This window comes from Ensifer adhaerens (genome assembly GCF_028993555.1).
In the GTDB taxonomy this organism is placed as follows: domain Bacteria; phylum Pseudomonadota; class Alphaproteobacteria; order Rhizobiales; family Rhizobiaceae; genus Ensifer; species Ensifer adhaerens_I.
The window spans coordinates 2,935,308-2,960,000 of the sequence record NZ_CP118610.1 but is presented as its reverse complement, the minus strand read 5'-3'; the positions used below and the strand labels follow the sequence as shown (position 1 = coordinate 2,960,000).

The 24,693-nt window shown below is 61.5% G+C and carries 20 protein-coding genes, 1 tRNA gene and 2 rRNA genes (1 of these 23 cut by a window edge); 12 read left to right on the top strand and 11 right to left on the bottom strand.

Going from position 1 to position 24,693, the window contains the following annotated elements:
• The 3 genes from PWG15_RS14500 to PWG15_RS14490 form a co-directional block, all read left to right on the top strand.
• Positions 1-1,985: ribosomal RNA gene (locus PWG15_RS14500) — 23S ribosomal RNA — on the top strand (it extends 812 nt beyond the left edge of the window).
• A gap of 133 nt (positions 1,986-2,118) precedes the next feature.
• Positions 2,119-2,233: ribosomal RNA gene (gene rrf / locus PWG15_RS14495) — 5S ribosomal RNA — on the top strand.
• 286 nt (positions 2,234-2,519) lie between these two features.
• A tRNA-Met gene (locus PWG15_RS14490) sits at positions 2,520-2,596 on the top strand.
• Positions 2,597-2,842: 246 nt separating this feature from the next.
• On the opposite strand, the gene PWG15_RS14485 is transcribed toward PWG15_RS14490, so the two are convergent.
• The gene (locus PWG15_RS14485) at positions 2,843-3,403 is read right to left on the bottom strand and encodes a TetR/AcrR family transcriptional regulator (protein ID WP_275020920.1); all 561 of its coding nucleotides are present in this window, start codon (positions 3,401-3,403) and stop codon (positions 2,843-2,845) included.
• 96 nt (positions 3,404-3,499) lie between these two features.
• Between PWG15_RS14485 and PWG15_RS14480 the strand changes: the two genes are divergently transcribed.
• Both PWG15_RS14480 and PWG15_RS14475 read left to right on the top strand, forming a co-directional pair.
• The gene (locus PWG15_RS14480) at positions 3,500-4,288 is read left to right on the top strand and encodes an SDR family NAD(P)-dependent oxidoreductase (protein ID WP_275020919.1); all 789 of its coding nucleotides are present in this window, start codon (positions 3,500-3,502) and stop codon (positions 4,286-4,288) included.
• 222 nt (positions 4,289-4,510) lie between these two features.
• Positions 4,511-5,440: an aldo/keto reductase gene (locus tag PWG15_RS14475; RefSeq protein WP_275020918.1), complete on the top strand. Its 930-nt coding sequence runs from the start codon at positions 4,511-4,513 to the stop codon at positions 5,438-5,440.
• Positions 5,441-5,525: 85 nt separating this feature from the next.
• Here PWG15_RS14475 and PWG15_RS14470 read toward each other — a convergent pair whose 3' ends face one another.
• The gene (locus PWG15_RS14470; protein ID WP_275020917.1) at positions 5,526-8,087 is read right to left on the bottom strand and encodes a GcvT family protein; all 2,562 of its coding nucleotides are present in this window, start codon (positions 8,085-8,087) and stop codon (positions 5,526-5,528) included.
• A gap of 357 nt (positions 8,088-8,444) precedes the next feature.
• Here PWG15_RS14470 and PWG15_RS14465 point away from each other — a divergent pair, with 357 nt between their 5' ends.
• The 7 genes from PWG15_RS14465 to PWG15_RS14435 all read left to right on the top strand — a co-directional run bounded on the left by PWG15_RS14465 (position 8,445) and on the right by PWG15_RS14435 (position 16,232).
• Positions 8,445-9,656, top strand: coding sequence for an ROK family transcriptional regulator (locus PWG15_RS14465; RefSeq protein ID WP_275020915.1), 1,212 nt, complete (start codon positions 8,445-8,447; stop codon positions 9,654-9,656).
• A complete protein-coding gene (locus tag PWG15_RS14460; RefSeq protein ID WP_275020913.1) occupies positions 9,656-10,912 on the top strand; it encodes a M20 family metallopeptidase in 1,257 nt (418 codons plus the stop codon). Before PWG15_RS14465 ends, PWG15_RS14460 begins: the two co-directional genes overlap by 1 nt.
• Before the next feature lie 26 nt (positions 10,913-10,938).
• On the top strand, positions 10,939-12,000 hold the full coding sequence (locus PWG15_RS14455; protein WP_275020911.1) for a substrate-binding domain-containing protein: 1,062 nt from the start codon (positions 10,939-10,941) through the stop codon (positions 11,998-12,000).
• A gap of 58 nt (positions 12,001-12,058) precedes the next feature.
• On the top strand, positions 12,059-13,123 hold the full coding sequence (locus PWG15_RS14450) for a substrate-binding domain-containing protein (protein ID WP_275020909.1): 1,065 nt from the start codon (positions 12,059-12,061) through the stop codon (positions 13,121-13,123).
• 147 nt (positions 13,124-13,270) lie between these two features.
• The gene (locus PWG15_RS14445) at positions 13,271-14,251 is read left to right on the top strand and encodes an ABC transporter permease (protein ID WP_275020907.1); all 981 of its coding nucleotides are present in this window, start codon (positions 13,271-13,273) and stop codon (positions 14,249-14,251) included.
• An 11-nt stretch (positions 14,252-14,262) separates the two neighbouring features.
• Positions 14,263-15,462, top strand: a complete 1,200-nt coding sequence (locus PWG15_RS14440; RefSeq protein ID WP_275020905.1) for an alanine racemase — start codon at positions 14,263-14,265, stop codon at positions 15,460-15,462.
• 11 nt (positions 15,463-15,473) lie between these two features.
• Complete coding sequence (locus PWG15_RS14435) at positions 15,474-16,232, top strand: ATP-binding cassette domain-containing protein (protein ID WP_275020903.1); 759 nt, start codon at positions 15,474-15,476, stop codon at positions 16,230-16,232.
• A gap of 48 nt (positions 16,233-16,280) precedes the next feature.
• Here the strand turns inward: PWG15_RS14435 and PWG15_RS14430 are convergent, their stop codons facing one another.
• The 9 genes from PWG15_RS14430 to PWG15_RS14390 form a co-directional block, all read right to left on the bottom strand.
• Positions 16,281-16,655, bottom strand: a complete 375-nt coding sequence (locus PWG15_RS14430; protein ID WP_275020901.1) for a cytochrome C oxidase subunit IV family protein — start codon at positions 16,653-16,655, stop codon at positions 16,281-16,283.
• Between the two features lie 9 nt (positions 16,656-16,664).
• The gene (locus PWG15_RS14425; RefSeq protein ID WP_275020899.1) at positions 16,665-17,387 is read right to left on the bottom strand and encodes a heme-copper oxidase subunit III family protein; all 723 of its coding nucleotides are present in this window, start codon (positions 17,385-17,387) and stop codon (positions 16,665-16,667) included.
• Between the two features lie 12 nt (positions 17,388-17,399).
• Positions 17,400-18,104, bottom strand: a complete 705-nt coding sequence (locus tag PWG15_RS14420) for a cytochrome c oxidase subunit 3 (RefSeq protein ID WP_275020897.1) — start codon at positions 18,102-18,104, stop codon at positions 17,400-17,402.
• Positions 18,101-19,876 (bottom strand): cytochrome c oxidase subunit I, encoded by a 1,776-nt coding sequence (ctaD, locus tag PWG15_RS14415; RefSeq protein ID WP_275020895.1) that lies wholly within the window; start codon positions 19,874-19,876, stop codon positions 18,101-18,103. Before ctaD ends, PWG15_RS14420 begins: the two co-directional genes overlap by 4 nt.
• 157 nt (positions 19,877-20,033) lie before the next feature.
• The gene (locus PWG15_RS14410) at positions 20,034-20,876 is read right to left on the bottom strand and encodes a cytochrome c oxidase subunit II (protein WP_275020894.1); all 843 of its coding nucleotides are present in this window, start codon (positions 20,874-20,876) and stop codon (positions 20,034-20,036) included.
• A gap of 241 nt (positions 20,877-21,117) precedes the next feature.
• A complete protein-coding gene (locus tag PWG15_RS14405; protein ID WP_275020892.1) occupies positions 21,118-21,504 on the bottom strand; it encodes a c-type cytochrome in 387 nt (128 codons plus the stop codon).
• Between the two features lie 203 nt (positions 21,505-21,707).
• Positions 21,708-22,775 (bottom strand): ABC transporter ATP-binding protein, encoded by a 1,068-nt coding sequence (locus tag PWG15_RS14400; protein ID WP_275020890.1) that lies wholly within the window; start codon positions 22,773-22,775, stop codon positions 21,708-21,710.
• A 9-nt stretch (positions 22,776-22,784) separates the two neighbouring features.
• Positions 22,785-23,618 (bottom strand): carbohydrate ABC transporter permease, encoded by an 834-nt coding sequence (locus PWG15_RS14395; protein WP_275020889.1) that lies wholly within the window; start codon positions 23,616-23,618, stop codon positions 22,785-22,787.
• A 4-nt stretch (positions 23,619-23,622) separates the two neighbouring features.
• Positions 23,623-24,558, bottom strand: a complete 936-nt coding sequence (locus PWG15_RS14390; protein WP_275020886.1) for a carbohydrate ABC transporter permease — start codon at positions 24,556-24,558, stop codon at positions 23,623-23,625.
• Between the last annotated feature and the right edge of the window lie 135 nt (positions 24,559-24,693).

Genomic DNA, 24,693 nt, shown 5'->3' with positions numbered 1-24,693 from the left:
GGTGAAAGGCCAATCAAACTCGGAAATAGCTGGTTCTCCGCGAAATCTATTTAGGTAGAGCGTCGACCGAATACCCTCGGGGGTAGAGCACTGGATGGGCTATGGGGACTCACCGTCTTACTGATCCTAACCAAACTCCGAATACCGAGGAGTACTAGTCGGCAGACACACGGCGGGTGCTAACGTCCGTCGTGAAAAGGGCAACAACCCTGACCTCCAGCTAAGGTCCCCAAGTCATGGCTAAGTGGGAAAGGATGTGAGGATCCCAAAACAACCAGGATGTTGGCTTAGAAGCAGCCATCATTTAAAGAAAGCGTAACAGCTCACTGGTCTAAATAAGGGTCTTTGCGCCGAAAATGTAACGGGGCTAAAGCCATGCACCGAAGCTGAGGATACGTCGCAAGACGTGTGGTAGCGGAGCGTTCCGTAAGCCTGTGAAGGGATACCCGTGAGGGGTCCTGGAGGTATCGGAAGTGCGAATGTTGACATGAGTAACGATAAAGAGGGTGAGAGACCCTCTCGCCGAAAGACCAAGGGTTCCTGCTTAAAGTTAATCTGAGCAGGGTTAGCCGGCCCCTAAGACGAGGCGGACACGCGTAGTCGATGGGAACCACGTTAATATTCGTGGGCCTGGTGGTAGTGACGGATCGCTTAACTTGTTCGGACTTATTGGATTGTCCGGGCGGGGACGCGGTTCCAGGAAATAGCTCCACCATTATAGACCGTACCCGAAACCGACACAGGTGGTCAGGTAGAGTATACCAAGGCGCTTGAGAGAACTATGCTGAAGGAACTCGGCAAATTGCACGCGTAACTTCGGAAGAAGCGTGACCCCAATGGACGCAAGTCTTTTGGGGTGGCACAGACCAGGGGGTAGCGACTGTTTATCAAAAACACAGGGCTCTGCGAAGTCGCAAGACGACGTATAGGGTCTGACGCCTGCCCGGTGCTGGAAGGTTAAGAGGAGGGGTGCAAGCTCTGAATCGAAGCCCCAGTAAACGGCGGCCGTAACTATAACGGTCCTAAGGTAGCGAAATTCCTTGTCGGGTAAGTTCCGACCTGCACGAATGGCGTAACGACTTCCCCGCTGTCTCCAGCATAGACTCAGTGAAATTGAATTCCCCGTGAAGATGCGGGGTTCCTGCGGTCAGACGGAAAGACCCCGTGCACCTTTACTATAGCTTTACACTGGCATTCGTGTCGGCATGTGTAGGATAGGTGGTAGGCTTTGAAGCAGGGACGCCAGTTCTTGTGGAGCCATCCTTGAAATACCACCCTTATCGTCATGGATGTCTAACCGCGGTCCGTCATCCGGATCCGGGACAGTGTATGGTGGGTAGTTTGACTGGGGCGGTCGCCTCCGAAAGAGTAACGGAGGCGCGCGATGGTGGGCTCAGACCGGTCGGAAATCGGTCGTCGAGTGCAATGGCATAAGCCCGCCTGACTGCGAGACTGACAAGTCGAGCAGAGACGAAAGTCGGTCATAGTGATCCGGTGGTCCCGCGTGGAAGGGCCATCGCTCAACGGATAAAAGGTACGCCGGGGATAACAGGCTGATGACCCCCAAGAGTCCATATCGACGGGGTTGTTTGGCACCTCGATGTCGGCTCATCGCATCCTGGGGCTGGAGCAGGTCCCAAGGGTTTGGCTGTTCGCCAATTAAAGCGGTACGTGAGCTGGGTTCAGAACGTCGTGAGACAGTTCGGTCCCTATCTGCCGTGGGTGTAGGAATATTGACAGGATCTGTCCCTAGTACGAGAGGACCGGGATGGACATATCTCTGGTGGACCTGTTGTCCTGCCAAGGGCATAGCAGGGTAGCTATATATGGAATGGATAACCGCTGAAGGCATCTAAGCGGGAAACCAACCTGAAAACGAGTATTCCCTTGAGAACCGTGGAAGACGACCACGTTGATAGGCTGGGTGTGGAAGTGCGGCAACGCATGAAGCTTACCAGTACTAATCGTTCGATTGGCTTGATCGTTCCCATTGCTCATGCTCATCACTAGATGTGCATCACAAGACGTGTTCAAAGACAAAACGAGTTCGCAAAACGAACTCACCAGCTTCTCATCCGGTTTGCGCTTAAGCTAAGCGCAAATCTTGCGCTTTGCCGACCTGGTGGTTCTGGCGGGGTGGCTGCACCCGTTCCCATTCCGAACACGGCCGTGAAACGCCCCAGCGCCGATGGTACTTCGTCTTAAGACGCGGGAGAGTAGGTCGCTGCCAGGTCTGCAAATCGCAAGACAAATCCGGAAATCAAACGATCATCTTCTCTTCATCCCTCGGCCCAGCCGAACACGGGCCGCCCTCAAGCGGCCCTTTTGTTTTGCTAGACCGAGACAAACAACGGGATTTTGCTTCGCAAAACCCGGTAAGTGCCTTCCTTACGCGAGACAAATTGCTTCGCAATTTGCTCGGCAGAGACCATAAATCCCTTCGGGATTTACATTACCGCGACAAATCCCATAGGGATTTGCGCTGACCGGATAAACCGCTTCGCGGTTTACCTAGATGGCGCGGGGTGGAGCAGCCCGGTAGCTCGTCAGGCTCATAACCTGAAGGCCGCAGGTTCAAATCCTGCCCCCGCAACCAAATCAAACAAAAAGCCCGCCAGACAAAAACGTCCGCGGGCTTTTTGACGTTAAAGCACACCATCCGTCCCTTGAATTGTCACCTCCCTCATCAACGACGGAATTGCCCCATCCCCGCAGCAATCACCTCCCTCACCACACGAGTGAGCGCCGTTGCTGTCCTGTGGCCTAAACCTCTCCTTCGAGGGTAGGGGGCGGCCGCCGTTCTGCACGTGCTACCGGATGCCGTGCAGCCGTCGCTGTGACTCTAGGTGTCGGAAACCCCCTGCTGCTCGGTCAACCACGCACGCGTCTCGACAAGGATCTCGTCCGAAAGAGCCGGGTCGTCAGACATTCGGGCCAGGATCAGGGCCCCGACCATGGCCGACCAACTGCCGATCGCTGCACGGCGCCTGTCAGCGTCATCATCTCCCGGTGCCACGCGGACGAACCGCGAGAGGCGGTGCTTGAGTGCCGCGGTCATCTCCGAGCGCGCGCCTCCGGACTGGCGGATCACCTCCGGCGCCAGCGCCGCGATCGCGCAGCCATTGCCAAAGTCGTCGCGATGTTCCGGCGATAGATAGCGTTCGACAATGGTTGCAAGACTGACGGGACCTGGCGCGGCTTCCGGTTGCAGTCCCGCCAGCGTCTGGGCAATCAGATCATCCTTGGACTTGAAGTATCCATAGAAGCCGCCATGCGTCAGCCCGGCCGCTTTCATGACGTCCGTCACGGTAACGGACTCGAAGCCGCGCTCCCGGAACAAGCGCCCGGCCGCCTCCAGGATGGTTTGCCTGTTTTCTTCGACCTGCTTCCGGCTCACCCGCATCATCATCTCCTAAAATATCCATTGACATTATACATGATGTACATCATATATCCAAATACATGATGAGCATCATGAATAACCAAAGGAGCACAATCGATGAGCGAGAAGCCTAGCGTCCTTGTAACCGGCGCCTCCACCGGCATTGGCGCCGTCTATGCCGAGCGTTTCGCGCAGCGCGGTCACGACCTCGTCCTCGTCGCGCGCAATGTGGAACGCCTTGAGGCCTTGGCCGCACGTCTGAGGAACGAAACTGGCGTCGAAGTCGAGGTGCTGCCAGGCGACCTGACGAACGAGCGAGATGTCGCCAGGATCGAACAACGCCTGGGCGAGGATCGCCGTATCGGTGTACTGGTCAACAATGCCGGCACGTCTATTCCCCGCGGCTTTCTGCAGCAGAGGAATGACGACATTTCCAAGCTGATCGCACTCAACATCACGGCCGTCACCAGGCTTGCCCATGCCGCCGCACCCGGATTTGCCGAGAGAGGCGAGGGCGCGATCATCAACATCGCCTCCGTCGTTGGTCTCGCACCGGAAATGGGCGCCACGGTCTACGGCGCGACCAAGGCCTTTGTGCTGTTCCTCTCTCAGGGGCTGAATGTCGAGCTCGCGCCCAAGGGCGTTTATGTCCAGGCGGTGCTACCGGCGGCGACGCGCACCGAAATCTGGGACCACACCGGTGTGGACGTCGATACGCTCGCAGGTGTGATGGAGGTGGGCGATCTGGTCGATGCGGCACTGGTGGGCTACGATCGTCGTGAGCTCGTAACCATTCCGCCGCTACCGGATGCCGACCAATGGAATGCGCTTGACGTGGCGCGCCAGGCGATGCTGCCGAATTTTGCCCAGTCTTTGCCGGCAGAGCGCTATCGATCAGCAGCCTGATCGGCACGAAGTACCGGAGCGGGGTCACCTCGCTCCGGCGGCCGGGGAGCGAAAGCCGCCGCCAGGCTGAACTAGAACTCGTTGCACTCATCGGCCGTGCGGGCGCGATCGCCCAGCCGTTTGCCAAGTGCTTTCAGGCTGCTAGAGATTGAAGAGCCGAGATTCGCGACGCTTCTGGCTGCGAATATAAGACTTCCTCCGAGCCACTGATGGTACAAGCCGATGAAAAAATTCAACCTGGGAACAACTGATCTCTCCGTTTCATCCGCCGTTTTCGGGCTGATGCGGATCGTCGATCTCAGTGACGATGCCATTCGCCGGCTATACGGCAAGGCCCGCGACGTCGGCATCAACGTCTTTGATCACGCCGATATCTACGGCGGCGAGCTTCATGCGTGCGAGCGTCGCTTCGGTGACGCACTCCAACTGAAGCCTGCCGAGCGTGAGCAGATCGTGATCCAGAGCAAATGCGGGATCCGGCGCGGCTATTTCGATTTCTCCAGGGATCATATCCTTAAGTCCGTCGATCGGTCGCTTGCGGCGCTGAAGACTGACTACCTTGACCTTCTATTGCTGCACCGTCCGGATGCGCTGGTGGAGCCGGAGGAGGTGGCTGATGCGTTCGACAAACTCCACGCAGCCGGCAAGGTCCGGCATTTCGGCGTGTCCAACCATACGCCACGGCAGATCGATCTTCTAAAGACAGCCGTGCGCCAGCAGCTTGTTGCCAACCAGATCCAGCTCAGTATCGCGCATGCTCCGTCCGTCGCCTTCGGCATTGCCGCGAACATGGCAGGTCTCGAGCAGTCGATCGATCGTGACGGCGAAGTCGTCGTCTATTCACGCATCAACCGCATGACGCTGCAGGCGTGGTCGCCGTTCCAGCAAGGCTTCTTCGGCGGTGTCTTCGTCGGCGACGAGAAGAATTTCCCGGAGCTCAACCGCGCGCTGGACGAACTCTCGGGCAAATATGCGGTGTCGCCGTCGGCCATCGCCTACGCCTGGATCGCCCGGCATCCGGCCAACATCCAGGTGGTCTTGGGAACGACCAGCCCCGAGCGGCTGGCCGACATCGCGCCTGGCGCGGATATCACACTGTCGCGCGAGGACTGGTATCGTCTGTTCACTGCTGCAGGCCATGTTCTGCCCTGACGGTTACGCTGATGCGTCAGATCAAATCAAAAGGCCCGCTCGGATCCGAGCGGGCCTTTTGTGTTTCGTCTCCGATGCAGCGTGATCAGCTGCGCGGCTTCAGGTTTTCCGGGTCGTAGAGCGGCTTGTAGCCGACGCCGACGACTTCGACCGGGTAGGTCTCGGCAAAGTACTCGACGTTGAGCTTGCGGCCGACCTGGCAATGCGACCAGGGCAGATAGGCAAGCGCGATGTTCTTGCCGATCGTCGGCCCAAAGGCGATCGAGGTGGTGTAGGAGCGGCGGCCGAGTTCGTCGACCAGCACCCTGCCGGTTTCCGGATCGATCACCGGCAGGGTGCCGACCGGGTAGCGCTTGATGCCGTTCCTGTCGGTGTTTTCCGTCAAGACGAGGGTGCAGAGCATGGCCGGCTGGTGTTCGCGTGCCTTGTATTCGAGGTGCTTCGCCTTGCCGCGGAAGTCGACGTCCTTGACCTTTGGGCGCGCCAGATCGGCCTCGATCAGGTTGTACTGGGTGAGGAGGTCGGCGTTCTGCAGGCGCAGGCTCTTTTCCATGCGGCGCGAGTTGGCATAGGTTTCGACGCCGAAGGCCATGACGCCGGTTGCGCGCAGCGCGTCCCAGACGGCCAGGCCATCCTCGTACTTCATATGCAGTTCCCAGCCCTGCTCGCCGACATAGGAGATGCGGAAGGCGGAGACTTTCTTGCCGGCGATCTCGATCGGCTTGATCGCGGCAAAGGCGAAGTTCTCGATATCGAGGCCCGAGGGATCGGCAACCACCTTCTTCAGCGTTTCGCGGGCGTTCGGCCCCCAGATGCCGATGGTGATGAACTTCTCCGAGACGTCGGTGATGGTGACGTCAAGGCCGCGGTCTTCGGCGACACGGCGCATGTACTGGAAGTCGCGCGGTCCGGCATCGGCGCCGTTCACCAGACGGCAGCGGTCGGCCATGCGGAAGACGGTGAAGTCGGCCCGAACCATGCCCTCGTCGTCGAGGAAGTGGGTGTAGATGCCCTTGCCGATATTGCCGTCGCCGCCGATCTTGGCGGCGCAGAGCCACTCCAGCAGCTCGACATGGTCAGGGCCTTCGATGTCGACCATGTGGAAATGCGAGAGGTTGACGATGCCGCAATCCTCGCTCATCGCCAGGTGTTCGGCGTTGGAAACGCGCCAGAAATGGCGGCTGTCCCACTCGTTCTCGCGCACCGGCACGCGGTCGCCGTATTTTTCGAGCAGATGCTCGTTGGCGGCGTAGCCGTGGGCACGCTCCCAGCCGCCGAGTTCCATGAAGTAGCCGCCGAGTTCCTTCTCGCGCTCGTAGAAGGGCGAGCGCTTGACGTCGCGGCCGGTGGCATAGGGTTCGCGCGTGTGCACGGCCGGGTAATAGATCTTCTGCGCCGCCTCGAAGCAGCGGCCCTCGATGAACTTCTCCTCGAGCTGGTGCGGATAGAAGCGGGAATAGTCGATCGAGGCATGGTCGATCTCGGTGCGCCCATCGGTCATCCAGTCGGCGATCAGCTTGCCGTAGCCGGGGCCATCCTTCACCCAGATGGCGACGCAGTACCAGAGGCCGCGCACCTTCTGGCTCTCGCCGCAGGAGGGGCCGCCGGCAGCCGAGACCTGCAGCAGGCCGTTGAAGGAGTGGCTCTCGTTATAGCCGAGCTCGCCGAGGATCGGCGTCAGTTCCATGGCTCGTTCGAGCGGCTCGATGATCTGCTCCATCTCGAGATCGCGCTGCGACGGCGACAGGCGCGCCTCGTGCTTTTCGAGAATGTGCCGCGGATGGCAGAGGCGCGGATTGGTGGTCTCGTAGTAGCCCCACTCGATCTGGCCACCCTCGGTGGTCTTCGGGTCGCCGGTGTCGCGCATATAGGCGGAGTTGCCCTGGTCGCGCAGAAGCGGGAAGCCGATTTCCTTGCCGGTGCCTTCGAACTCGTTGTACGGGCCGAAGAAGGTCAGCGGGTGGTCGACCGGCATCACCGGCAGGTCCTCGCCGACCATTTCGGCAATCAGGCGGCCCCAGATGCCGGCACAGACGATGACATGGTCGGCCATGATCGTGCCGCGATGGGTGACGACGCCCTTGATGCGGCCGTTCTCGACGATCAGCGACTTTGCCGGCGTGTTGCCGAAGACCTGCAGTTTGCCGGACTTTTCCGCCGCATCGACGAGCTTGCCGGCAACCGTCTGCGAGCGCGGGATGACGAGGCCGGCATCCGGGTCGAACATGCCGCCCATGACCTGATCTTCCTCGATCAGCGGGAACATCTTCTTGATTTCGGCCGGCGAGACATAATGGGCGCGGGTGCCGAAGGCCTTGGCGGAAGACAGCTTGCGCTTGATCTCTTCCATCCAGACGTCGTCGCCGGTGCGTGCGACCTCCAGGCCGCCGATGCGGGCGTAATGGCCCATCTTCTCGAAGAAATCGATCGAATACTGCGTCGTCCAGACCGACAGATAGTCGTGGCTGGTGGTGTAGCAGAAGTCCGAGGCGTGCGCGGTCGAGCCGATATCGGTCGGCACGCCTGACTTGTCGATGCCGACGATGTCGTCCCAGCCGCGCTCGATCAGGTGGTGTGCGATCGAGGCACCGACGATGCCACCCAGCCCGATGATTACGACTTTCGCCTTTTGCGGAAACTCTGCCATTGATTGCGACCCTAGTTGGATTGGATGCCGGATATTAGGGCGTGATACGTCCCGACTACAGCCTGTCTACGACATTCTCATCAAACTGCACGACCAAAGCCAAGCATTTTGCGGGTCGGGATAGTAGGGCGGTCAGGACGGTCATGCCACTGATTTCGTGAGAGAAAGCGCCTTCAGGCGCGGACGTGGTTTTCTCTATCATATCGCAAATCCGCGCGCATCCGAATGCGCCATCGCCATCGGCCCCTTCTCCTGTAATCGCTGCGTCCGCCACGAAAGATAATCCCATCGGGCAAGATTGACAGCGATGGCTGATGTTAATAAGTTCGGTAACAGAACGAATTAAAAGAGGTCCTCGTGAACGACAGTCTGCGCATCTCCCGGAAGTTCTCTCAGCGCTCCGTCATGGAGGCGATCGTTCAGGGCGGGCCGATTTCGCGTGCGTCGATTTCCAAGCAGACCGGCCTTTCCAAGCAGACCATTTCCGAGATCGTCCGCGGCCTCGAAGAGGAGGGGTGGGTTCAGGAGACGGGGCGCACCAGCGGTCACGTCGGGCGCACGGCCGTCACCTACGAGTTGGTTTGTGACGCCGCCTTCATCATCGCTGTCGACCTCGGTGGCACCAAGGTGCGCGTAGCGATCACCGATCTCGCCTGCCAGATCTTTGCCGAAGATACCGCGCCGACCGATCCGCGCGGTGGTCGCTTCGTCGTCGAGCAGATCGCCGCCATGGCCTTTGAGGCGGCCGATCGGCAGAAGATCGCCCGCGAGAAGATCCGGCTTGCGGTGGTCGGCGTTCCCGGTGCCCCCTGCAGCGAGACCGGCCGGGTGCTGCTTGCACCGAACATCGCCGGCTTCGACACGATGGACGTCGTCGGCGCCTTCGAGGAGGTGCTCGGCTTCGGCGCCATGCTCGAAAACGACGTCAATCTCGCGGTTCTCGGGGAGAACTGGCTGGGTCAGGGGCAGGGGATCGATAATCTCGCCTATGTGGCGCTCGGCACCGGTGTCGGCAGCGGACTGATGGTCGGTGGCCATCTGGTGCGCGGCGTCAGCAATGCAGCCGGTGAAATGGGTTTCCTGCCGCTCGGCGCCGATCCTTTCGAGGCGGAATCGCTGCGCACCGGCGCCTTTGAGCGGGCCGTCGCTTCGCATGGCATGGCGGAGCGCTATGCGAAGCTTTCGGGCAAGACTGTTGCGGTGCCTACTATCTTTGCGAACGCGGAAGCGGGCGACGCGGCGGCCCTGACAGTGCTGGACGAAACGGCGCGGTTCCTGGCGGCCGGTGTTGCCGCGATTGCCGCAATTGCCAACCCGCAGAAGGTCATACTCGGCGGGTCGATCGGGCTGCGTCCGGAGATGCTTTCGCGCGTGAAGGCCTTCCTGCCGCAGTGCTTTCCCTATCCGGTCAATGTCGAAACGGGCGAACTCGGGGCGCGTGCCGCGATCATCGGAGCGGCAGCGATCGGGCTTGGCCAATTGCACAACACCCTGTTCGGGGTTGATGCGCCTGACGGCCGGATCTCGCTGCCGCGAGCGAACGTGAATGCACTTCGGGAGGCGATTTGATGACGACGGATGGTTTGGTCGAACGATTGCGCAGGGAACTCGACCGCGAGGCGGCGGTTACGTTGTTTCGCGGCGCGATTGGGCGCGAAAGCATTACCGGCAACGAGGCGAACGTTGTTTCCTATCTGGCCGACGTAATGCAGCGTCTTGGCCTCGACGGGTTGACGACTGCTGAGTTTCTGCCGGGACGTCCGAACGTGTGGGCGGAGCGCAAGGGTGCGGGCAAGGGGCCGCGGCTGCTGTTTATCGGCCATACGGACACGGTGCATGTCGACGGCTGGCGCGAGCATTGGGCAGGCACCGAGCGCGAGGATCCTTTTGCAGCACCGATCATCGACGGCGCGGTCTGGGGTCGCGGCTCGGGCGATCTCAAAGCCGGCATCTGTGCGTCGCTTGCGGCGCTGTCGCTGCTCGACAAGGCCGGCGTTGAGCTGGCAGGTGACGTGGCCTTTGCCTTTGTCGGCGATGAGGAAAGCGGCCAGCCGGGGACCGGCGTTTCAGCCGGCATCAAGGATCTGGTCGGCCGTATCGAGGGCGGCGAGATCGCACGACCGGATTTTGTCGTCTATGTCGAGCCGACGCGGCTTTCTGTCTATCCGGCGCAGATCGGCTTCTTCATCACCGACATCACCATAACAGGCAAATCAGCCTATTTCGGCGTTCCCGAACTCGGCAAGGACGCGCTACGCGCCAGCCATGCGGCGATGTCGGCGCTTTGGAAGCATTCCGACGAGATTGCCGCACGAGCCGAACACAAGCTGATCGGCCGAAGTTTCCTTCTGATCACGGGTCTCGCAGGCGGCGGCTATATCGCCGTGCCCGAGCGCTGCACCCTGTCGCTGATCCGTAAGCTCCTGCCCGGTGAATCGCTGGACACGGCGGCGGCCGAGATCGAAGCGGCGGTTCGCTCGTCGATTACCGATCCGCAGATCACGGTCGAGTTTTCCTATCCGGCCGGCCGCGACCATGCGCTCGGCGGCACGGCGGCCGAGATCGACGAGACGGCAGCGGAAGTCGGCACTCTGTCGGCTTCCATGGCCGAAGCCATGGGCGGTCGCGGCGTGATCGAAGGCGCTCCTTTCTGGTCGGAATCGCCGTTCTTCGTCAATCGCCTCGGCATACCCGCCGTCTATTGCGCGCCCGGCGATATCCGCAATTGCCATACCTACGAGGAGCGGGTCGAGGTCGAGGAATACCTCGCCGGCGTCGTCGGTTTCGCCGCCTTCATGGCCCGCTACTGCGGCGTCATGGACTGAACTGCTAAACAAGAGGGAGAACGACAATGCTTCTGAAGAAATTGATGGCTGCTGCGCTCGTCAGCGGTTTCGTGCTTGCCGTAGGTGCCGCTTCCGCCCAGACGGTCGGTCCGTCCGGTGAGAGCGCAACGCCGAGTGCCGACGTGGCGCTGACCGATGCAGATATCGGCGCGCTTAAGGGCAAGGGCTACAAGGCGGCGCTGCTGTGGCACACCTCGTCTGACTTCACCAATGCCGTTTCGGCCGGGGCCAAGGACGAGTTTGCCCGCGCCGGCGTTGAGATCGCAGTGACGACGGATGCCGGCTTTGACGCTGCCCGCCAGCGCAGCGACATCGAAACGGCGCTTGCCGCCAAGCCGAATGTGATCCTGGCCCTGCCGCTCGATCCGGTGACCTCGGCCGAAGCCTTCCGCCAGGCCGTCACCGACGGCAGCAAGCTCGTGTTCCTTTCCAATCTGCCGAGCGGCTACAAGCAAGGCACGGATTACGCCTCGATTGTCACCGACGATCTCTTCCAGATGGGCAAGCAGGCGGCTGATGCTCTCGCGAAAGCGATCGGCGGCAAGGGCAAGGTCGGCTACATCTTTCACGACGCCAGCTACTACGTGACCAACCAGCGCGACCAGGCGTTCAAGTCGACGATCGAGAAGGACTATCCGGATATCAAGATCGTGGCCGAGCAGGGCATCTCCGATCCGGCCCGCGCCGAGGAACTGGCAAGCGCCATGCTGCTGCAGAACCCTGACCTTGACGGCATCTATGTGACTTGGGCCGAGCCCGCCGATGGCGTGCTTTCCGCCTTGCGCGCGAGCGGCAATACCAAGACCAAGATCGTGACCCTCGATCTCGCCGAACCCGTCGCGCTCGACATGGTCAAGGGCGGCAACGTCACGGCACTCGTTGCCGACAAGGCCTATGAGCTCGGACGGGCGATGGCAGCGGCTGGCCTTAAGTCGCTGCTCGGGCAGCAGACCCCGGCGTTCGTCGTCGCACCGGCTCTGACGGTCACCAAGGAAAATGTCGCCGAAGGCTGGAAGCAGTCGCTGAACCGCGATGCACCGCAATCGGTGCTCGACGCGGCCAAGTAATCCGATGGCCGCCGGGAGAGAGGACGCTTCCGGCGGCAACATCCTAAGGGAGGCAGATATGCACAAGGCAGTGAGACATTTCGCGTTGCTGGCTACGGTCTTTGCCGCGACGTCGGGTTATGCCGCCGATGGCAAGACCACGGGGCCACACGGCGAGGCGCCGACGCCCGCCGGCACATTCGCGCTGACATCAGTTGAAGAGCAGCAGATCAAGGACGGCAAATTTACCGCCGCACTCGTCTGGCACGAGATGAGCGAGTACACCAACGCCGTCAACAGCGGCGCCCATGACGAGTTCAAGCGGCTCGGTATCGAGGTGGTGGCACAGACCGACGCCGGCTTCGACGCCGCGCGCCAGAAGGCCGACGTCGAGACGGTGCTTGCCAAGAAGCCGTCGATCATCCTGTCGCTGCCGGTCGATCCGGCGACGGCTGCCGTCGTCTATGATCCGGCGCGCACCGCCGGCGTCAAACTTGCCTTCATCGACAATTCGCCGGCCGGATACGAACACGGCAAGGACTATGTGACGATCGTTTCCGACGACCTTTTCCAGATGGGCAACAAGGCTGCCGTCGCCATGGCGGATGCGCTCGGCGGCAAGGGCAAGCTCGGCTACATCTATCACGACGCCGATTTCTACGTGACCAACCAGCGTGACGGCGCTTTCAAGTCGACGATCGAACAGGACTACCCTGACATGAAGATCGTCGCCGAGGCTGGCATGGCGGATCCCGCCCGCAGCGAAGAGATCGCGCAAGGGATGATCACCCAGAACCCGGATCTCGACGGCATCTACGTGACCTGGGCCGAGCCGGCGCTGAGCGTGCTTTCGACGCTGCGTGGCGCCGGCAATAGCCACACCAAGATCGTGACGCTCGACCTCAACGAACCGGCAGCGCTCGACATGGTCAAGGGCGGAAACATCGCCGCCCTGGTCGCCGATGAGGCCTACAATATCGGTGTCACCGCAGCGCGTGCCGCGGCGGGCTCGCTGGTCGGCAAGAAGGCCGAGCCATTCCTGGTGGTCAACTCGCTTGCCGTCACCAAGGCTACGGTTGCCGACGGCTGGAAGAAGTCCCTCAACAAGGACGTCCCCGCGACGATCGCGGATGCGATGAAGTGATGATGCCTGCTGCATGCGTCCTTAGATCGTAGTCGCCTTGGGACAATACTTGCAGCTTTTTCATAGTGCTACGGCGGCCATTGCACGTCCACCGAGACGCGCGGCGCCGTAGTGCAGGGGGATTACCTCCCTGCCTTCGGAGGAAGAATGATGTCCAGTGCCCATTCCAGCGCGAGCGGCCAGCCGGCCAGCCTCGTCAATCGCCTCAACCTGCAGCAATACGTCGTCTATCTCGGCTTCCTGGCGATCTTTCTGTTTTTTGCCATCGTCTTGAAGGACAGCGGCTTTCTGACCGTTCGCAACCTGTCGAACATCATGCTGCAGACCGCGCCGGTGACGATCATGGCGATCGGCCTCGTCTTCGTCATGTCGGCGGGGGAGATCGACCTGTCGATCGGTTCGACGGTTGCCGTCTCGGCGCTGGCGGCGGCGGTGACCGTCAACGACTATGGCCTCGCCGCCGGCGTCGTCGTCGGCATTGGTGCCGGGCTTCTTATCGGTCTTCTGAACGGCGTGCTCGTCGCCTATGTCAAGCTGCCGTCGTTTCTGGTGACGCTGGCGACACTCGGACTTTTTGCCGGTGTCTCCCGCTCGATGACGAACCTGCGCTCGATTCCTGTGACCGACAGCACCTTTACCGGCTTCTTCGGCTCGGGCTCGTTCCTTGGTGTGCCGTCGCTGATCTGGTGGACCGTAGTCGCCGTTGTCTGCGGGCATATCATCTACCGCGAGACACGCTTCGGCGCCCATGTGCTGGCAACTGGCGACAACAGCCGGGCGGCCAGCGTTTCCGGCATCAGCGTGCCGCGCATCCGGCTCGCCGTGCTGATGATCAGCGGCGGCCTCGCGGGGCTTGCCGGTCTGCTCTACGCCGGCCGCCTGCAGGCCGCCAAGTACACACTTGGCGAGACCGACCTGATGACGGTGATTGCCGCCGTCATCGTCGGCGGCACGCTGCTCAATGGCGGCAAGGGCACGATCATCGGCGCGCTTGTCGGCTCGCTGATGATGGGCATGCTCAACAATGGCCTGATCCTGATGGGCCTTTCCGTTTCCGACCAGATGATCGTTCGCGGTCTCATCATCCTCGCTGCGGTCGCCGTGTCGCTGCGCGAAAAGTCCCGCTGAAGGAGGATTTCATGTTTCTCGACGTTCTGCGCCGCCGCAACCCGGCCTTCATCGAAGCGGCGATGGCTCTGCATCAGCAGGGCAAGATCCCGGCAAACGCCTATGTTCTCGACCTCGATGCGGTCGAGGCCAACGCCAAGGTCTTGAGCGACGAGGCGCGCCGTCTCGGCCTGAAGATCTTTGCCATGACCAAGCAGGTCGGCCGCTCCAGCTCCTTCTGTGACGCGGTCATGCGCGGCGGCATCGACCGTTCGGTTGCCGTCGACATGGCCTGCGCCCGCGCCACCCACAAGGCCGGTCTGAAGGTTGGCCATCTCGGCCATCTGCAGCAGATTGCACGCCACGAGGCAGCCGCTGCAGCGAAAACATTCCGGCCTGACTACTGGACGGTGTTCAATGACGAGAAGGCCGGGGAGGCTGCGTCCGGCGCGAAGGCCGCCGGCTACCGGCAGGACCTGCTGGCCCGCATCCGGGCGGAAGGCGACACGTTCTATCGCGGCCATGAAGGCGGCTTCGACGCCGCTGACGTCGCCGCGGTTGCCGACCGGCTCGATGCGCTCGACGGCGGTCGTTTTGCCGGCATCACCACCTTTCCAGCTCTGCTCTTCGATCATGAACGCCGCAAGGTGCTGCCGACACACAATCTTGCGACGCTTTCGAAGGCCGCCGAGGCGCTTGCGAGGGCTGGCCGCAAAGGCATCGAGGTGAACGCGCCCGGAACGACCTCCAGCGTCCTTTTGGCGGCGCTGGCCGAAGCGGGTGCGACCCAGTGCGAACCGGGCAACGGCCTGCATGGCACAACGGCGCTGCATGTGATGGAGGATCTGCCGGAGCTGCCGGCGGTGCTCTATCTCACCGAGGTCTCGCATCTCTCCGGCGGCAAGGCCTATTGCTTCGGCGGGGGCTTCTACATCGATCCGATCTTCCCGGACTACGACGTCAAGGCGATCGTCTCAGCCGAGCCGACCACATTGGCATCGGCGCTTCGAAGCGTCGAAGTGCCGCCGCCATCGGCGATCGACTACTACGCGATGATCGATGCCAGCGGTACCGCAGCACCGAAGCCCGGCGACACGGCCGTGTTCGGCTTCCGCGGCCAGGCCTTCGTCACGCGGGCTTATGTTGTCGGCGTTTCCGGCATCTCCAAGCGTACACCGAAGGTGGAAACGATCGAAAACGGTTTCGGCGAAACCGCGGCCTGGCCGGTTTGAGGGGCGACGTCATGACCATGAACGCGAATTCCGCACGCGAGCCGGTGCTGAAGCTGAAGGACATCCGCAAGACCTTTGGCGGCGTCACTGCCATCGAAAACTTCTCGCTCGACGTCCACCCGGGGGAGATCGTCGCGCTCGTCGGTGACAACGGCGCCGGAAAGTCGACGCTGATCAAGATCATCTCCGGCGTGCATACGCCGACCTCGGGCACGATCACTATCGAGAACCAGACGGTGGCAATGTCGAATGCCACCATGGCGCGCGCCCATGGCATCGAGGTCGTCTACCAGGATCTGGCGCTTGCCGACCAGCAGACGGTCTACATGAACATGTTTCTCGGCCGCGAACCGACAAACCGTTTCGGCCTGCTCGATCGTCGCCGCATGATTGCCGAGACCGAGACGCTGGTGAAGGAACTGGATGTCCGCATCCCCTCGGCGCATGCGACGATCCGTGACCTTTCGGGCGGCCAGCGCCAGGGCGTGGCGATTGCGCGTGCAACTCACTGGGCAAGCAAGCTGATCCTGCTCGACGAGCCGACGGCAGCCCTTGGCGTCGCCGAGACCGCCAAGGTCGAGGAGATCGTCGAATCGCTGAAGCGTCGCAACATCGGCGTGCTGATCATCAGCCACAGCCTCGATCAGGTCTTCAAGCTGTCGGATCGCATTTGCGTTTTGCGCCGCGGCAAGCAGATCGGTATTCGCGAGACGGCCAAGACCGACAAGAACGAGATCATTGCGATGATCACCGGGCTGCAGCAGCACTGAAGGACAAGGAACTGAACGGCGCCATCTGTTGGCGGCGCCGTTTGGCAATCAGGGTGCCGCGCCGAAGAAGGTGAGGCGGGTGAAGAGCACGTAGTGCGATTCCGAGACCATCAGCGTCACAAAGACCAGCACCAGCAGCGGCGGTAACAGGATCGCGTAGATCAGCGCCAGCCGCTCCCATGCCATGTGCATGAAGATCGCGACGATGAGACCTGCCTTCAGCACCATGAAGAGCAGGATCAGCGACCATCTGAGATAGCCCTGCAGCCCGACATAGTCGACGAGGTAGGAGAAGGTGCTGAGCACGAAGAGCAGCAGCCAGACGACCAGGTAGAGACCGATCGGGTGCTGCTGGTGCGTTTGTGCGTGGCCTGCCGCTTTTGTCGTCGGTGCCGCGTGGGTGTGTACCGTCGTTTCTGTCATGGCCATGCCTCACCACAGATAGAAGAATGCGAAGATGAAAACCCAGACGAGGTCGACGAAGTGCCAGTAGAGGCCGGTGATCTCGACGATCTCGTATTGTCCCCGGCGGCTTGTGAAGAAGCCGCGCCGTTCGGTGTCGAAGTCGCCGCGCCAGACCTTGCGGGCGATGATCAGCAGGAAGATCACGCCGATGCTGACGTGGGTGCCGTGGAACCCGGTGATCATGAAGAAGGTCGAGCCGAATTGAGGAGCTCCCCACGGGTTGCCCCAGGGACGCACGCCTTCGGTGATCAGTTTTGTCCATTCGAAGGCCTGCATGCCGACGAAGGTCGCGCCGAAAAGGGCGGTCAACACCATGAGCAGGGCGGTCTTCTTGCGATCACGCCGGTAGCCGAAATTGACGGCCATGGCCATGGTGCCGCTGGAGGTGATCAGCACGAAGGTCATGATGGCAATCAGGATCAGTGGCACGTCTGTGCCGCCGATATGCAGCGCGAAGACCTCGCTCGGATTGGGCCAGGGAACGGCGGTCGACATGCGCGCCGACATGTAGGCGATGAGGAAGCAGCCGAAGACGAAGGTATCGCTGAGTAGGAAGATCCACATCATCGCCTTGCCCCAGGAGACGTTCTTGAACGTCCGCTGGTCGGAGGCCCAGTCGGCGGCGAAACCCGCAAGTCCCGCTGGGCGGTGGAGCGGCTCTCTGACAGGCGAATGTGTCTCGGCGGACATGCCTTGGCTCCCTCAGGTCAAGAGTTGCCGGCAGAGCTCGACGAAGTCGTTGGCCCAGCCGGAAAAGAGCGCGAAAAGCACCAGCCATACGGCCAGCATGAAATGCCAGTAGGTGGCGCAAAGCGTGATCGACAGCACGGCTTTTTCGCCGATCGGCCCGGCGCAGGTTTTCAGGATCACCCGCGTAAGCGCGAAGAGGCCGCCGAGGATGTGCAGGCCGTGCATGCCTGTGATCATGTAGAAGAAGCTGTTGGCCGGATTGTCGGCGAGCAGGAAGCCGGCGTCGGTCAGCTCGCGCCAGGCAAACATCTGGCCGGCGAGGAAGGCGAGACCTGAAGCGAGAGCGGCGATCAGCGCCGTCCGGCTCGCCTCGTCGCGGCGTTGTTCGGCCGTGACGCGTGCCGCATGCAGAAGCAGACTGCCGAGACCGAGAATGGCGGTGTTGAGCCACAGGATTTTCGGCATCGGCGTCGACCACCAGTCGGTCGATGCCATGCGCATGAAATAGGCGCTGATGAACAGCGAGAAGAGTGCAGCGACGACGGCGAGGAAGACGCCGAGGCCGATTTTCGCGGGCGGGATCGAAGGCCGGCCGTGCGGGCGGGGGTCGTGGGCGTGGCCGACCTCCAGCCAGGGTTTCGAGAACAGCCGTTGCCGACTGAGCCACCAGCCGGCGATCGCGAGGATCACCGCCAGGAAGATGAGAGTGACGTTCATGAGGCACCCTCCGGCGCATGACCTGCGGAGCCTGGCTGGTTCTGCGGAATGAAGTCCTCGGCCGCTCCCGGCACGCTGTAGTCATAAGGCCAGCGGTAGACGACCGGCAGTTCCTTCCAGTTGCCGTGACGTGGCGGCGTTTCCGGTGTCTGCCATTCGAGGGTCGTTGCCCGCCAGGGGTTGCCGCCGGCCTCGCGGCCGTGCCGGATGCTCCAGATCAGGTTGAAGAGGAAGACGATCTGTGCGGCGCCGACAATCAGCGCCATGATGGTGATGAACTCGTTGAGCGTGTGGGCGGAAGCCGGGACGAAGGCGGTCTCGCCCATTTCATAGTAGCGGCGCGGCATGCCGATCAGGCCGAGATAGTGCATCGGGAAGAAGATCAGATAGGCGCCGACGAAGGTGACCCAGAAATGAAGCTGCCCGAGGGTCTGGTTGAGCATTCGCCCGGTGATCTTCGGATACCAGTGATAGATCGCGCCGAAGATGACGAGGATCGGCGCGACACCCATGACCATGTGGAAATGGGCAACCACGAACATCGTGTCGGAAAGCGGTACGTCGACAACGACGTTGCCGAGGAAGAGGCCCGTCAGCCCGCCATTGACGAAGGTGACGATGAAGGCGAGCGCAAAGAGCATCGGCAGCGTCAGGTGGATGTCGCCGCGCCACAGCGTCAGCACCCAGTTATAGACCTTGAGCGCCGTCGGTACGGCGATGATCAGCGTGGTCGTCGCGAAGAAGAAGCCGAAATAGGGGTTCATGCCGCTGACATACATGTGGTGCGCCCAGACGATGAAGGAGAGCGCGCCGATGATGACGATGGCCCAGACCATCATCCGGTAACCGAAGATGTTCTTGCGGGCGTGGGTGCTGATGAGATCCGACACGATGCCGAAGGCTGGCAGCGCCACGATGTAGACTTCCGGGTGGCCGAAGAACCAGAAGAGATGCTGAAACAGGATCGGGCTGCCGCCGCCGTGCTGCAGCTGTTCACCCATTTCCACGATCGCCGGCATGAAGAAACTGGTGCCGAGGACCCGGTCAAACAGCATCATGACGCAGGCGACGAAGAGGGCTGGGAAGGCGAGCAGCGCCATGACGGTTGCGGTGAAGATGCCCCAGACTGTGAGCGGCATGCGCATCAGCGTCATGCCGCGCGTGCGGCCCTGCAGCACGGTCACCACATAATTGAGCCCGCCCATGGTGAAGCCGATGACGAAGAGGATGAGCGAGGAGAGCATCAAGATGATGCCCCAGTCCTTGCCGCCGGGCGTGCCTGACAGCACCGCCTGGGGTGGATAGAGCGTCCAGCCCGCACCTGTCGGCCCGCCGGGGGCAAAGAAGCTTGCGACCAGCACGAGCACGGCAAGCAGATAGAGCCAGTAGCTCAGCATGTTGGCATAGGGAAACACCATGTCGCGCGCGCCGAGCATCAGCGGGATCAGGTAGTTGCCGAAGCCCCCGAGGAAGAGGGCGGTCAGGAGATAGATCACCATGATCATGCCGTGCATGGTGATGAACTGGTAATAGCGCTCGGCGTCGATGAAGGCGAAGGCGCCGGGAAAGCCGAGCTGCAGCCGCATCAGCCAGGAGAGCACCAGCGCGACCATGCCGATCGCGATCGCGGTCGAGGCATATTGCACGGCGATGATCTTGGCATCCTGGCTGAAGACGTAGCGCGTCCACCAGCTATGGGGATGATAAAGCTCCACGTCCTCCACTTCCGCGGGGCCAATCTGTTCGCCCGTACCGTGCCGGATATCGACCATCTGCGAGAACCTCCCAACACCGGATCATTTCGATCCAACGCTTTGAAACACGCAACTCCGGACTGTGAACCGTGGAGTTGCTTTCGCTCACGGGCGGGATGCGGGCGGAAAACCGCGCGCACTTTTCCTCATCCCGCTTTGGCCGTCGGGGCGCCTCCTACTGCGCCGGGGCGGCATTTCCTGCCTGCGCCGTTTCCTTCGTTTCTGCCTTTGCCTGCAATTGCGAGAACGTGGTCTGTTGCGAAAGCCAGGCCTGATAGTCCTCGGCAGTGTCGACGACGACGGTGCCGCGCATCTGCGGGTGACCGACGCCGCAGAGTTCTGCGCAAAGCACCTCGAAGGTGCCGGTGCGGGTCGGCGTCAGCCAGAAATAGGTGACCATGCCCGGTACCATGTCCATCTTGGCGCGGAACTCCGGCACGTAGAAATCATGGAGCACGTCGACCGAGCGCAAAAGCATCTTGACCGGTTTGCCGACTTCCAGATGCAGCTCGCCGCCTTCGACGACGACGTCGTCGAGAGCTGCCGCGTCGTTGCGGTTGAGGCCGAGAGAATTCTCAGGCGTGATGTCGCGGGTCTCCGACGTTCCGAGCTTGCCGTCGGCGCCGGGGAGCCGGAAGCTCCACAGCCATTGCTGGCCGACGACTTCGACCTCGGATGCACCATCGGGGACGGTCACGAACTGGTGCCAGACGAAGAGGCCGGGGGTCAGCATGGCGGCGACGCCGAGCGTGGTGCCGCCGGCGAGCCATCCTTCGAGCTTCCGGTTTTCCGGTTCATAGGCCGCCCGATTTCCCGGTCGGTGCCGAAAGCGCAGGACGCAATAGGCCATGAAAAGCACGACGGCGACGAAGACGACGCCGGTAATCCAGAAGGTGATGATGAGCGTATTGTCTATGTAATTCCAATTGGACGCGATCGGCGTCCACCACCATGGGCTCAACAGATGGAACAACACCGACCCGACGGCCAACAAAACCAGAATAACTACCACGGCCATTTCTGTCCCTCCTCGCCGCTGGCGGCTGTGGGCATGAATACGCAATCCGTAGAGCCTGCTGCATGTTTCCTTTGGCCGTCGCCGATCAAAGGACAAAAACGTGCAGGAATTCAAAGTTCTACAGCGACCTTTGCGCGTCTGACAGGACGCGCGGCGCTGTACCTGCAATTATTGCACGAACGTCGAATAGCCGCAATTCGCCGCTTCCGTGCGAGCGGCGGTTGCCTTTAGTCTTTTCAGCCTACTGCGAATACTGTTTGAGGTAGGCGATGAGGTTGGAAATGTCCGTGTCGTCCTTGAGCCCGGCGAAGGCCATTTTCGTGCCCTTCACCTTGGTCCTTGGATTGTGCAGATAGTCGCGCAGATGCGCCTCATCCCAGACGAGCCCACCCTTGCCGGCGTCGATCATCGCCGGCGAGTAGCTGAAGTCGGCATGGGTGCCGGCCGTTCGCCCGAACAGATGGTTGAGTGATGGCCCAACCTTGTTGGTATCGCTGTCAGCAACGTGACAGACAGCGCATTTCTTGAAGACGGTGGCTCCGGCTGCGGCGTCGCCCTCTTGCGCGAAGGCTGCAAACGGACAGAGCATCGTTGTCGAAAAGGCAAGGGCAACAACAAGAATTCGCATGACACTTCCTCAAAATCGCCGGGCGCAGGCAAGGAAGGCTATCGTCAATCTGTCGTTTGGCGGTGCTTGCTTCTCTTAAGTTGGCGCCACGGCGGTTGATACTTGCGACAGGACGACGGTACGCCTCGCCTTGCGGAAGTCAACCGGCGCAGCCGGCAGGTCGCCGGCTGCGCCTAAATTTTCACCAGGGCCGGTGCCGGCGATCAGACGCGGTTGCCTTCGGCATTGAAGAAGTGCAGCCGCTCAACCGGCAGGCGTACGGGAAGCGAGCCCGACGCGCTCAGGAATTTGCGGTCGTTGGTAAAGGCCTTGAAGCCGGCGCGGCCGAAGGAGAGGTGCAGGATGATGCCGAAGCCGGTCGGCTCGACCAGGTCGACATTGGCCTTCAGCGTATCCGGTCCTTCCACGCCGATCTCCACATGCTCGGGGCGAATGCCAAGCGTCGCGCGGGCACCTTCAGACAGAGCCGGATGCTGCTGTGCCGGGATGGTGACGCCACCCTCCGTCTCGAAGCGTGGGGCGGTGCCGTTTCGGTAGGTGCCCTCGAAGAAGTTCATGCCGGGCGAGCCGATGAAGCCGGCGACGAAGAGGTTGGCCGGCCGGTCGTAGAGGTCGAGCGGGCTGCCGACCTGCTGCACGAAGCCGCCGTTCATGGCAACGATCCGGTCGGCGAGGGTCATTGCCTCGATCTGGTCGTGGGTGACGTAGATCGAGGTGGCGCCCAGATCCTTGTGCAGCTTCTTGATTTCGGCACGCATCTGCTCGCGTAGACGGGCGTCGAGGTTCGAAAGCGGTTCGTCGAAGAGAAACGCCTTGGGTTCTCGCACGATGGCGCGGCCCATGGCGACGCGCTGGCGCTGGCCGCCCGAAAGTGCCTTCGGCCGCCGTTCGAGCAGAGGATCGAGGCCGAGCTTGGCGGCGGCACCCGAAACGACGCTCGCGATCTTTTCCTTGGCGGTCTTCCGGAGCCTCAGGCTGTAGCTCATGTTCTTGGCGACCGACATATGCGGGTAGAGCGCATAGGACTGGAACACCATGGCGATGTCGCGGTCCTTCGGTGCGAGTTCGTTGACGCGTTTGCCGGCAATCCGGATCTCGCCGGAGGTGACACTTTCGAGCCCGGCGATCATCCGTAAAAGCGTGGACTTGCCGCAGCCGGACGGGCCGACGAGCACGACGAACTCGCCGTCGCCGATCTTGAGATCCACATCGTGCAGTACCGGGTGGATGCCGTAGGATTTCTGGATGTTGGCGATATCGATGGAAGCCATGGGTAATCCTCAGCCTTTGACCGCGCCGGCCGTGAGGCCCTGGACGAGATAGCGTTGAATGAGCAGGAAGAAGAGGCAGGCGGGGATGAGCGCGAGCACGCCGGCGGCCATCATCTGCCCGAAGTCGACGGAGAACTTTGACACGAAGGACAGCAATCCGACGGGGAAGGTCGCCTGATCGTTGCCGGAGATCAGCATCAGTGAGAACAGAAGCTCGCTCCAGGCGGCGGTGAAGACGAAGCCGAGTGTGGCGGCAATGCCCGGCAGCGTGAGCGGCAGGATGATCTGGCGGAAGGCGACGAACTGGGTGGCACCGTCGATCATCGCGGCTTCTTCCAGGTCCTTCGGAATGCCGTCGAAGAAGGACTGCATCAGGAAGGTGGCAAAAGGCACGTTGAAGGCAGTGTAGACGATGATGAGGCCGGTCAAGCTATTCGTCAGGCCGAGCGGCGAGAGGATCTTGAAGATCGGGGCGACCAGCATGACCAGCGGAAACATCTGCGTCAGAAGCATCAGCGCCACCAGCCAGTACTTGCCGCGGAAATTGAAGCGCGACAGGGCGTAGCCCGAGAGCGAGGCGAGGATGGTGACGATGACGGCGGTGGAGCCGGATACGATCAGGCTGTTCTTGAAGAACACCGGAAAGGCGCTGTGGCGCAGCACGAAATCGAAATGCTCGAGGCTGGCGCGCGACGGCCACATTCGAATGCCTTCCGAGTAGAGCAGGTCGTTCGGGGTGACCGCGACCTTCAGCAGCCAATAGAGCGGGAACAGCGCGAATGCGATGTAGGCAAGGATTGCCAGCCGATGCGCGATCATGAGGAAAAGCGGTTTGGCGCGCATCGGTTCAATCCTTGCTCAGGAGCCATTGGCGCAGGATGACAATCAGCATCGAATAGGCGAGCAAAAGTGCCAGAAGCACGAGCGCGATCGCCGAGGCGTAACCGAAATCCAGCCGCTTGAAGGCCTGGGTGAAAATGTAGCTGGCGACGATCTGGGTGCGATCGGCCGGCCCGCCATTGGTCATGACGATGATCAGGTCGGCGAAGTTGGAGATCCAGACGGTGCGCAAGAGGATGGTGATGGCGATGGTCGGCGCCAGGAACGGCAGTGTGATCGAGAGAAACCGCTGGACCGGACCGGCGCCGTCGATGCTGGCGGCCTCATAGAGGTCGCGCGGGATCGCCTGGAGGGCGGCAAGCAGCGTGATCGCGAAGAAGGGTATGCCCCACCAGACATTGGCGATGATCGGCCCCCACATGGCAAGCTGCGGGTCGGACAGGATATTGGACGGCTCGCTCATGAGCCCAAGCGCATAGAACCAGTGCGGCAGGGGACCAACCACCGGATTGAACAGCCAGGCCCAGTTGAGACCGGCAAGGAAACTCGGCACCGCCCATGGAAGAAAGACCAGCGCCTGGGCAAGGCCACGGCCGTAGAAAGGCTTGTCGAGCAACAGTGCCAGGATCAGGCCGAAGATGAATTGGAAGAAGACCGAAGCGCCGGTCCACCAGAGCGTGTTGCGCAGCGCCCGGTAGAACGCCTGGTCCTCGGACAAAGCCCGGAAATGATCAAGGCCGATATAGGCGCCGGAAAACGGGTTCAGCAGCTGGATATCGCGAAAGGCGTAGGAAACGCCCAGCACCAGCGGCACCAGCATCACGGTGACGATCAGGATCAGCGCCGGCGCGCTATAGAGATAGGGCGCGGCGCCATCGGCGATGCGCTTCTTCAGCGGCGTCCTGCTTGCCGGCAGGCCGCTTTGGCGGGCGACATAGGCCATCGATCGAAATTTCCCCTGTGTGGCCGCCGGTTTTTTTCGACGTGCCTCGTTTTCGTCAGTCGGAGCGGGATGCGCACGGAGACCGCGCACACGTCATTCCGCTCAAGATCATGAGGGCCGATGGCGGCGAACCGC

Excerpts from the sequence above, each read along its gene's own strand:
- PWG15_RS14400 (WP_275020890.1), bottom strand. The coding sequence starts at position 22,775 with ATGGCTTCCATCGATATCGCCAACATCCAGAAATCCTACGGCATCCAC.
- PWG15_RS14410 (WP_275020894.1), bottom strand. The coding sequence starts at position 20,876 with ATGGCCGTGGTAGTTATTCTGGTTTTGTTGGCCGTCGGGTCGGTGTTG.
- PWG15_RS14390 (WP_275020886.1), bottom strand. The coding sequence starts at position 24,558 with ATGGCCTATGTCGCCCGCCAAAGCGGCCTGCCGGCAAGCAGGACGCCG.
- PWG15_RS14445 (WP_275020907.1), top strand. The coding sequence starts at position 13,271 with ATGATGTCCAGTGCCCATTCCAGCGCGAGCGGCCAGCCGGCCAGCCTC.
- PWG15_RS14480 (WP_275020919.1), top strand. The coding sequence starts at position 3,500 with ATGAGCGAGAAGCCTAGCGTCCTTGTAACCGGCGCCTCCACCGGCATT.
- PWG15_RS14425 (WP_275020899.1), bottom strand. The coding sequence starts at position 17,387 with ATGTCCGCCGAGACACATTCGCCTGTCAGAGAGCCGCTCCACCGCCCA.
- PWG15_RS14395 (WP_275020889.1), bottom strand. The coding sequence starts at position 23,618 with ATGCGCGCCAAACCGCTTTTCCTCATGATCGCGCATCGGCTGGCAATC.
- ctaD (WP_275020895.1), bottom strand. The coding sequence starts at position 19,876 with ATGGTCGATATCCGGCACGGTACGGGCGAACAGATTGGCCCCGCGGAA.
- PWG15_RS14470 (WP_275020917.1), bottom strand. The coding sequence starts at position 8,087 with ATGGCAGAGTTTCCGCAAAAGGCGAAAGTCGTAATCATCGGGCTGGGT.
- PWG15_RS14455 (WP_275020911.1), top strand. The coding sequence starts at position 10,939 with ATGCTTCTGAAGAAATTGATGGCTGCTGCGCTCGTCAGCGGTTTCGTG.
- PWG15_RS14460 (WP_275020913.1), top strand. The coding sequence starts at position 9,656 with ATGACGACGGATGGTTTGGTCGAACGATTGCGCAGGGAACTCGACCGC.
- PWG15_RS14430 (WP_275020901.1), bottom strand. The coding sequence starts at position 16,655 with ATGACAGAAACGACGGTACACACCCACGCGGCACCGACGACAAAAGCG.
- PWG15_RS14440 (WP_275020905.1), top strand. The coding sequence starts at position 14,263 with ATGTTTCTCGACGTTCTGCGCCGCCGCAACCCGGCCTTCATCGAAGCG.
- PWG15_RS14405 (WP_275020892.1), bottom strand. The coding sequence starts at position 21,504 with ATGCGAATTCTTGTTGTTGCCCTTGCCTTTTCGACAACGATGCTCTGT.
- PWG15_RS14420 (WP_275020897.1), bottom strand. The coding sequence starts at position 18,104 with ATGAACGTCACTCTCATCTTCCTGGCGGTGATCCTCGCGATCGCCGGC.
- PWG15_RS14485 (WP_275020920.1), bottom strand. The coding sequence starts at position 3,403 with ATGCGGGTGAGCCGGAAGCAGGTCGAAGAAAACAGGCAAACCATCCTG.
- PWG15_RS14435 (WP_275020903.1), top strand. The coding sequence starts at position 15,474 with ATGACCATGAACGCGAATTCCGCACGCGAGCCGGTGCTGAAGCTGAAG.
- PWG15_RS14450 (WP_275020909.1), top strand. The coding sequence starts at position 12,059 with ATGCACAAGGCAGTGAGACATTTCGCGTTGCTGGCTACGGTCTTTGCC.
- PWG15_RS14475 (WP_275020918.1), top strand. The coding sequence starts at position 4,511 with ATGAAAAAATTCAACCTGGGAACAACTGATCTCTCCGTTTCATCCGCC.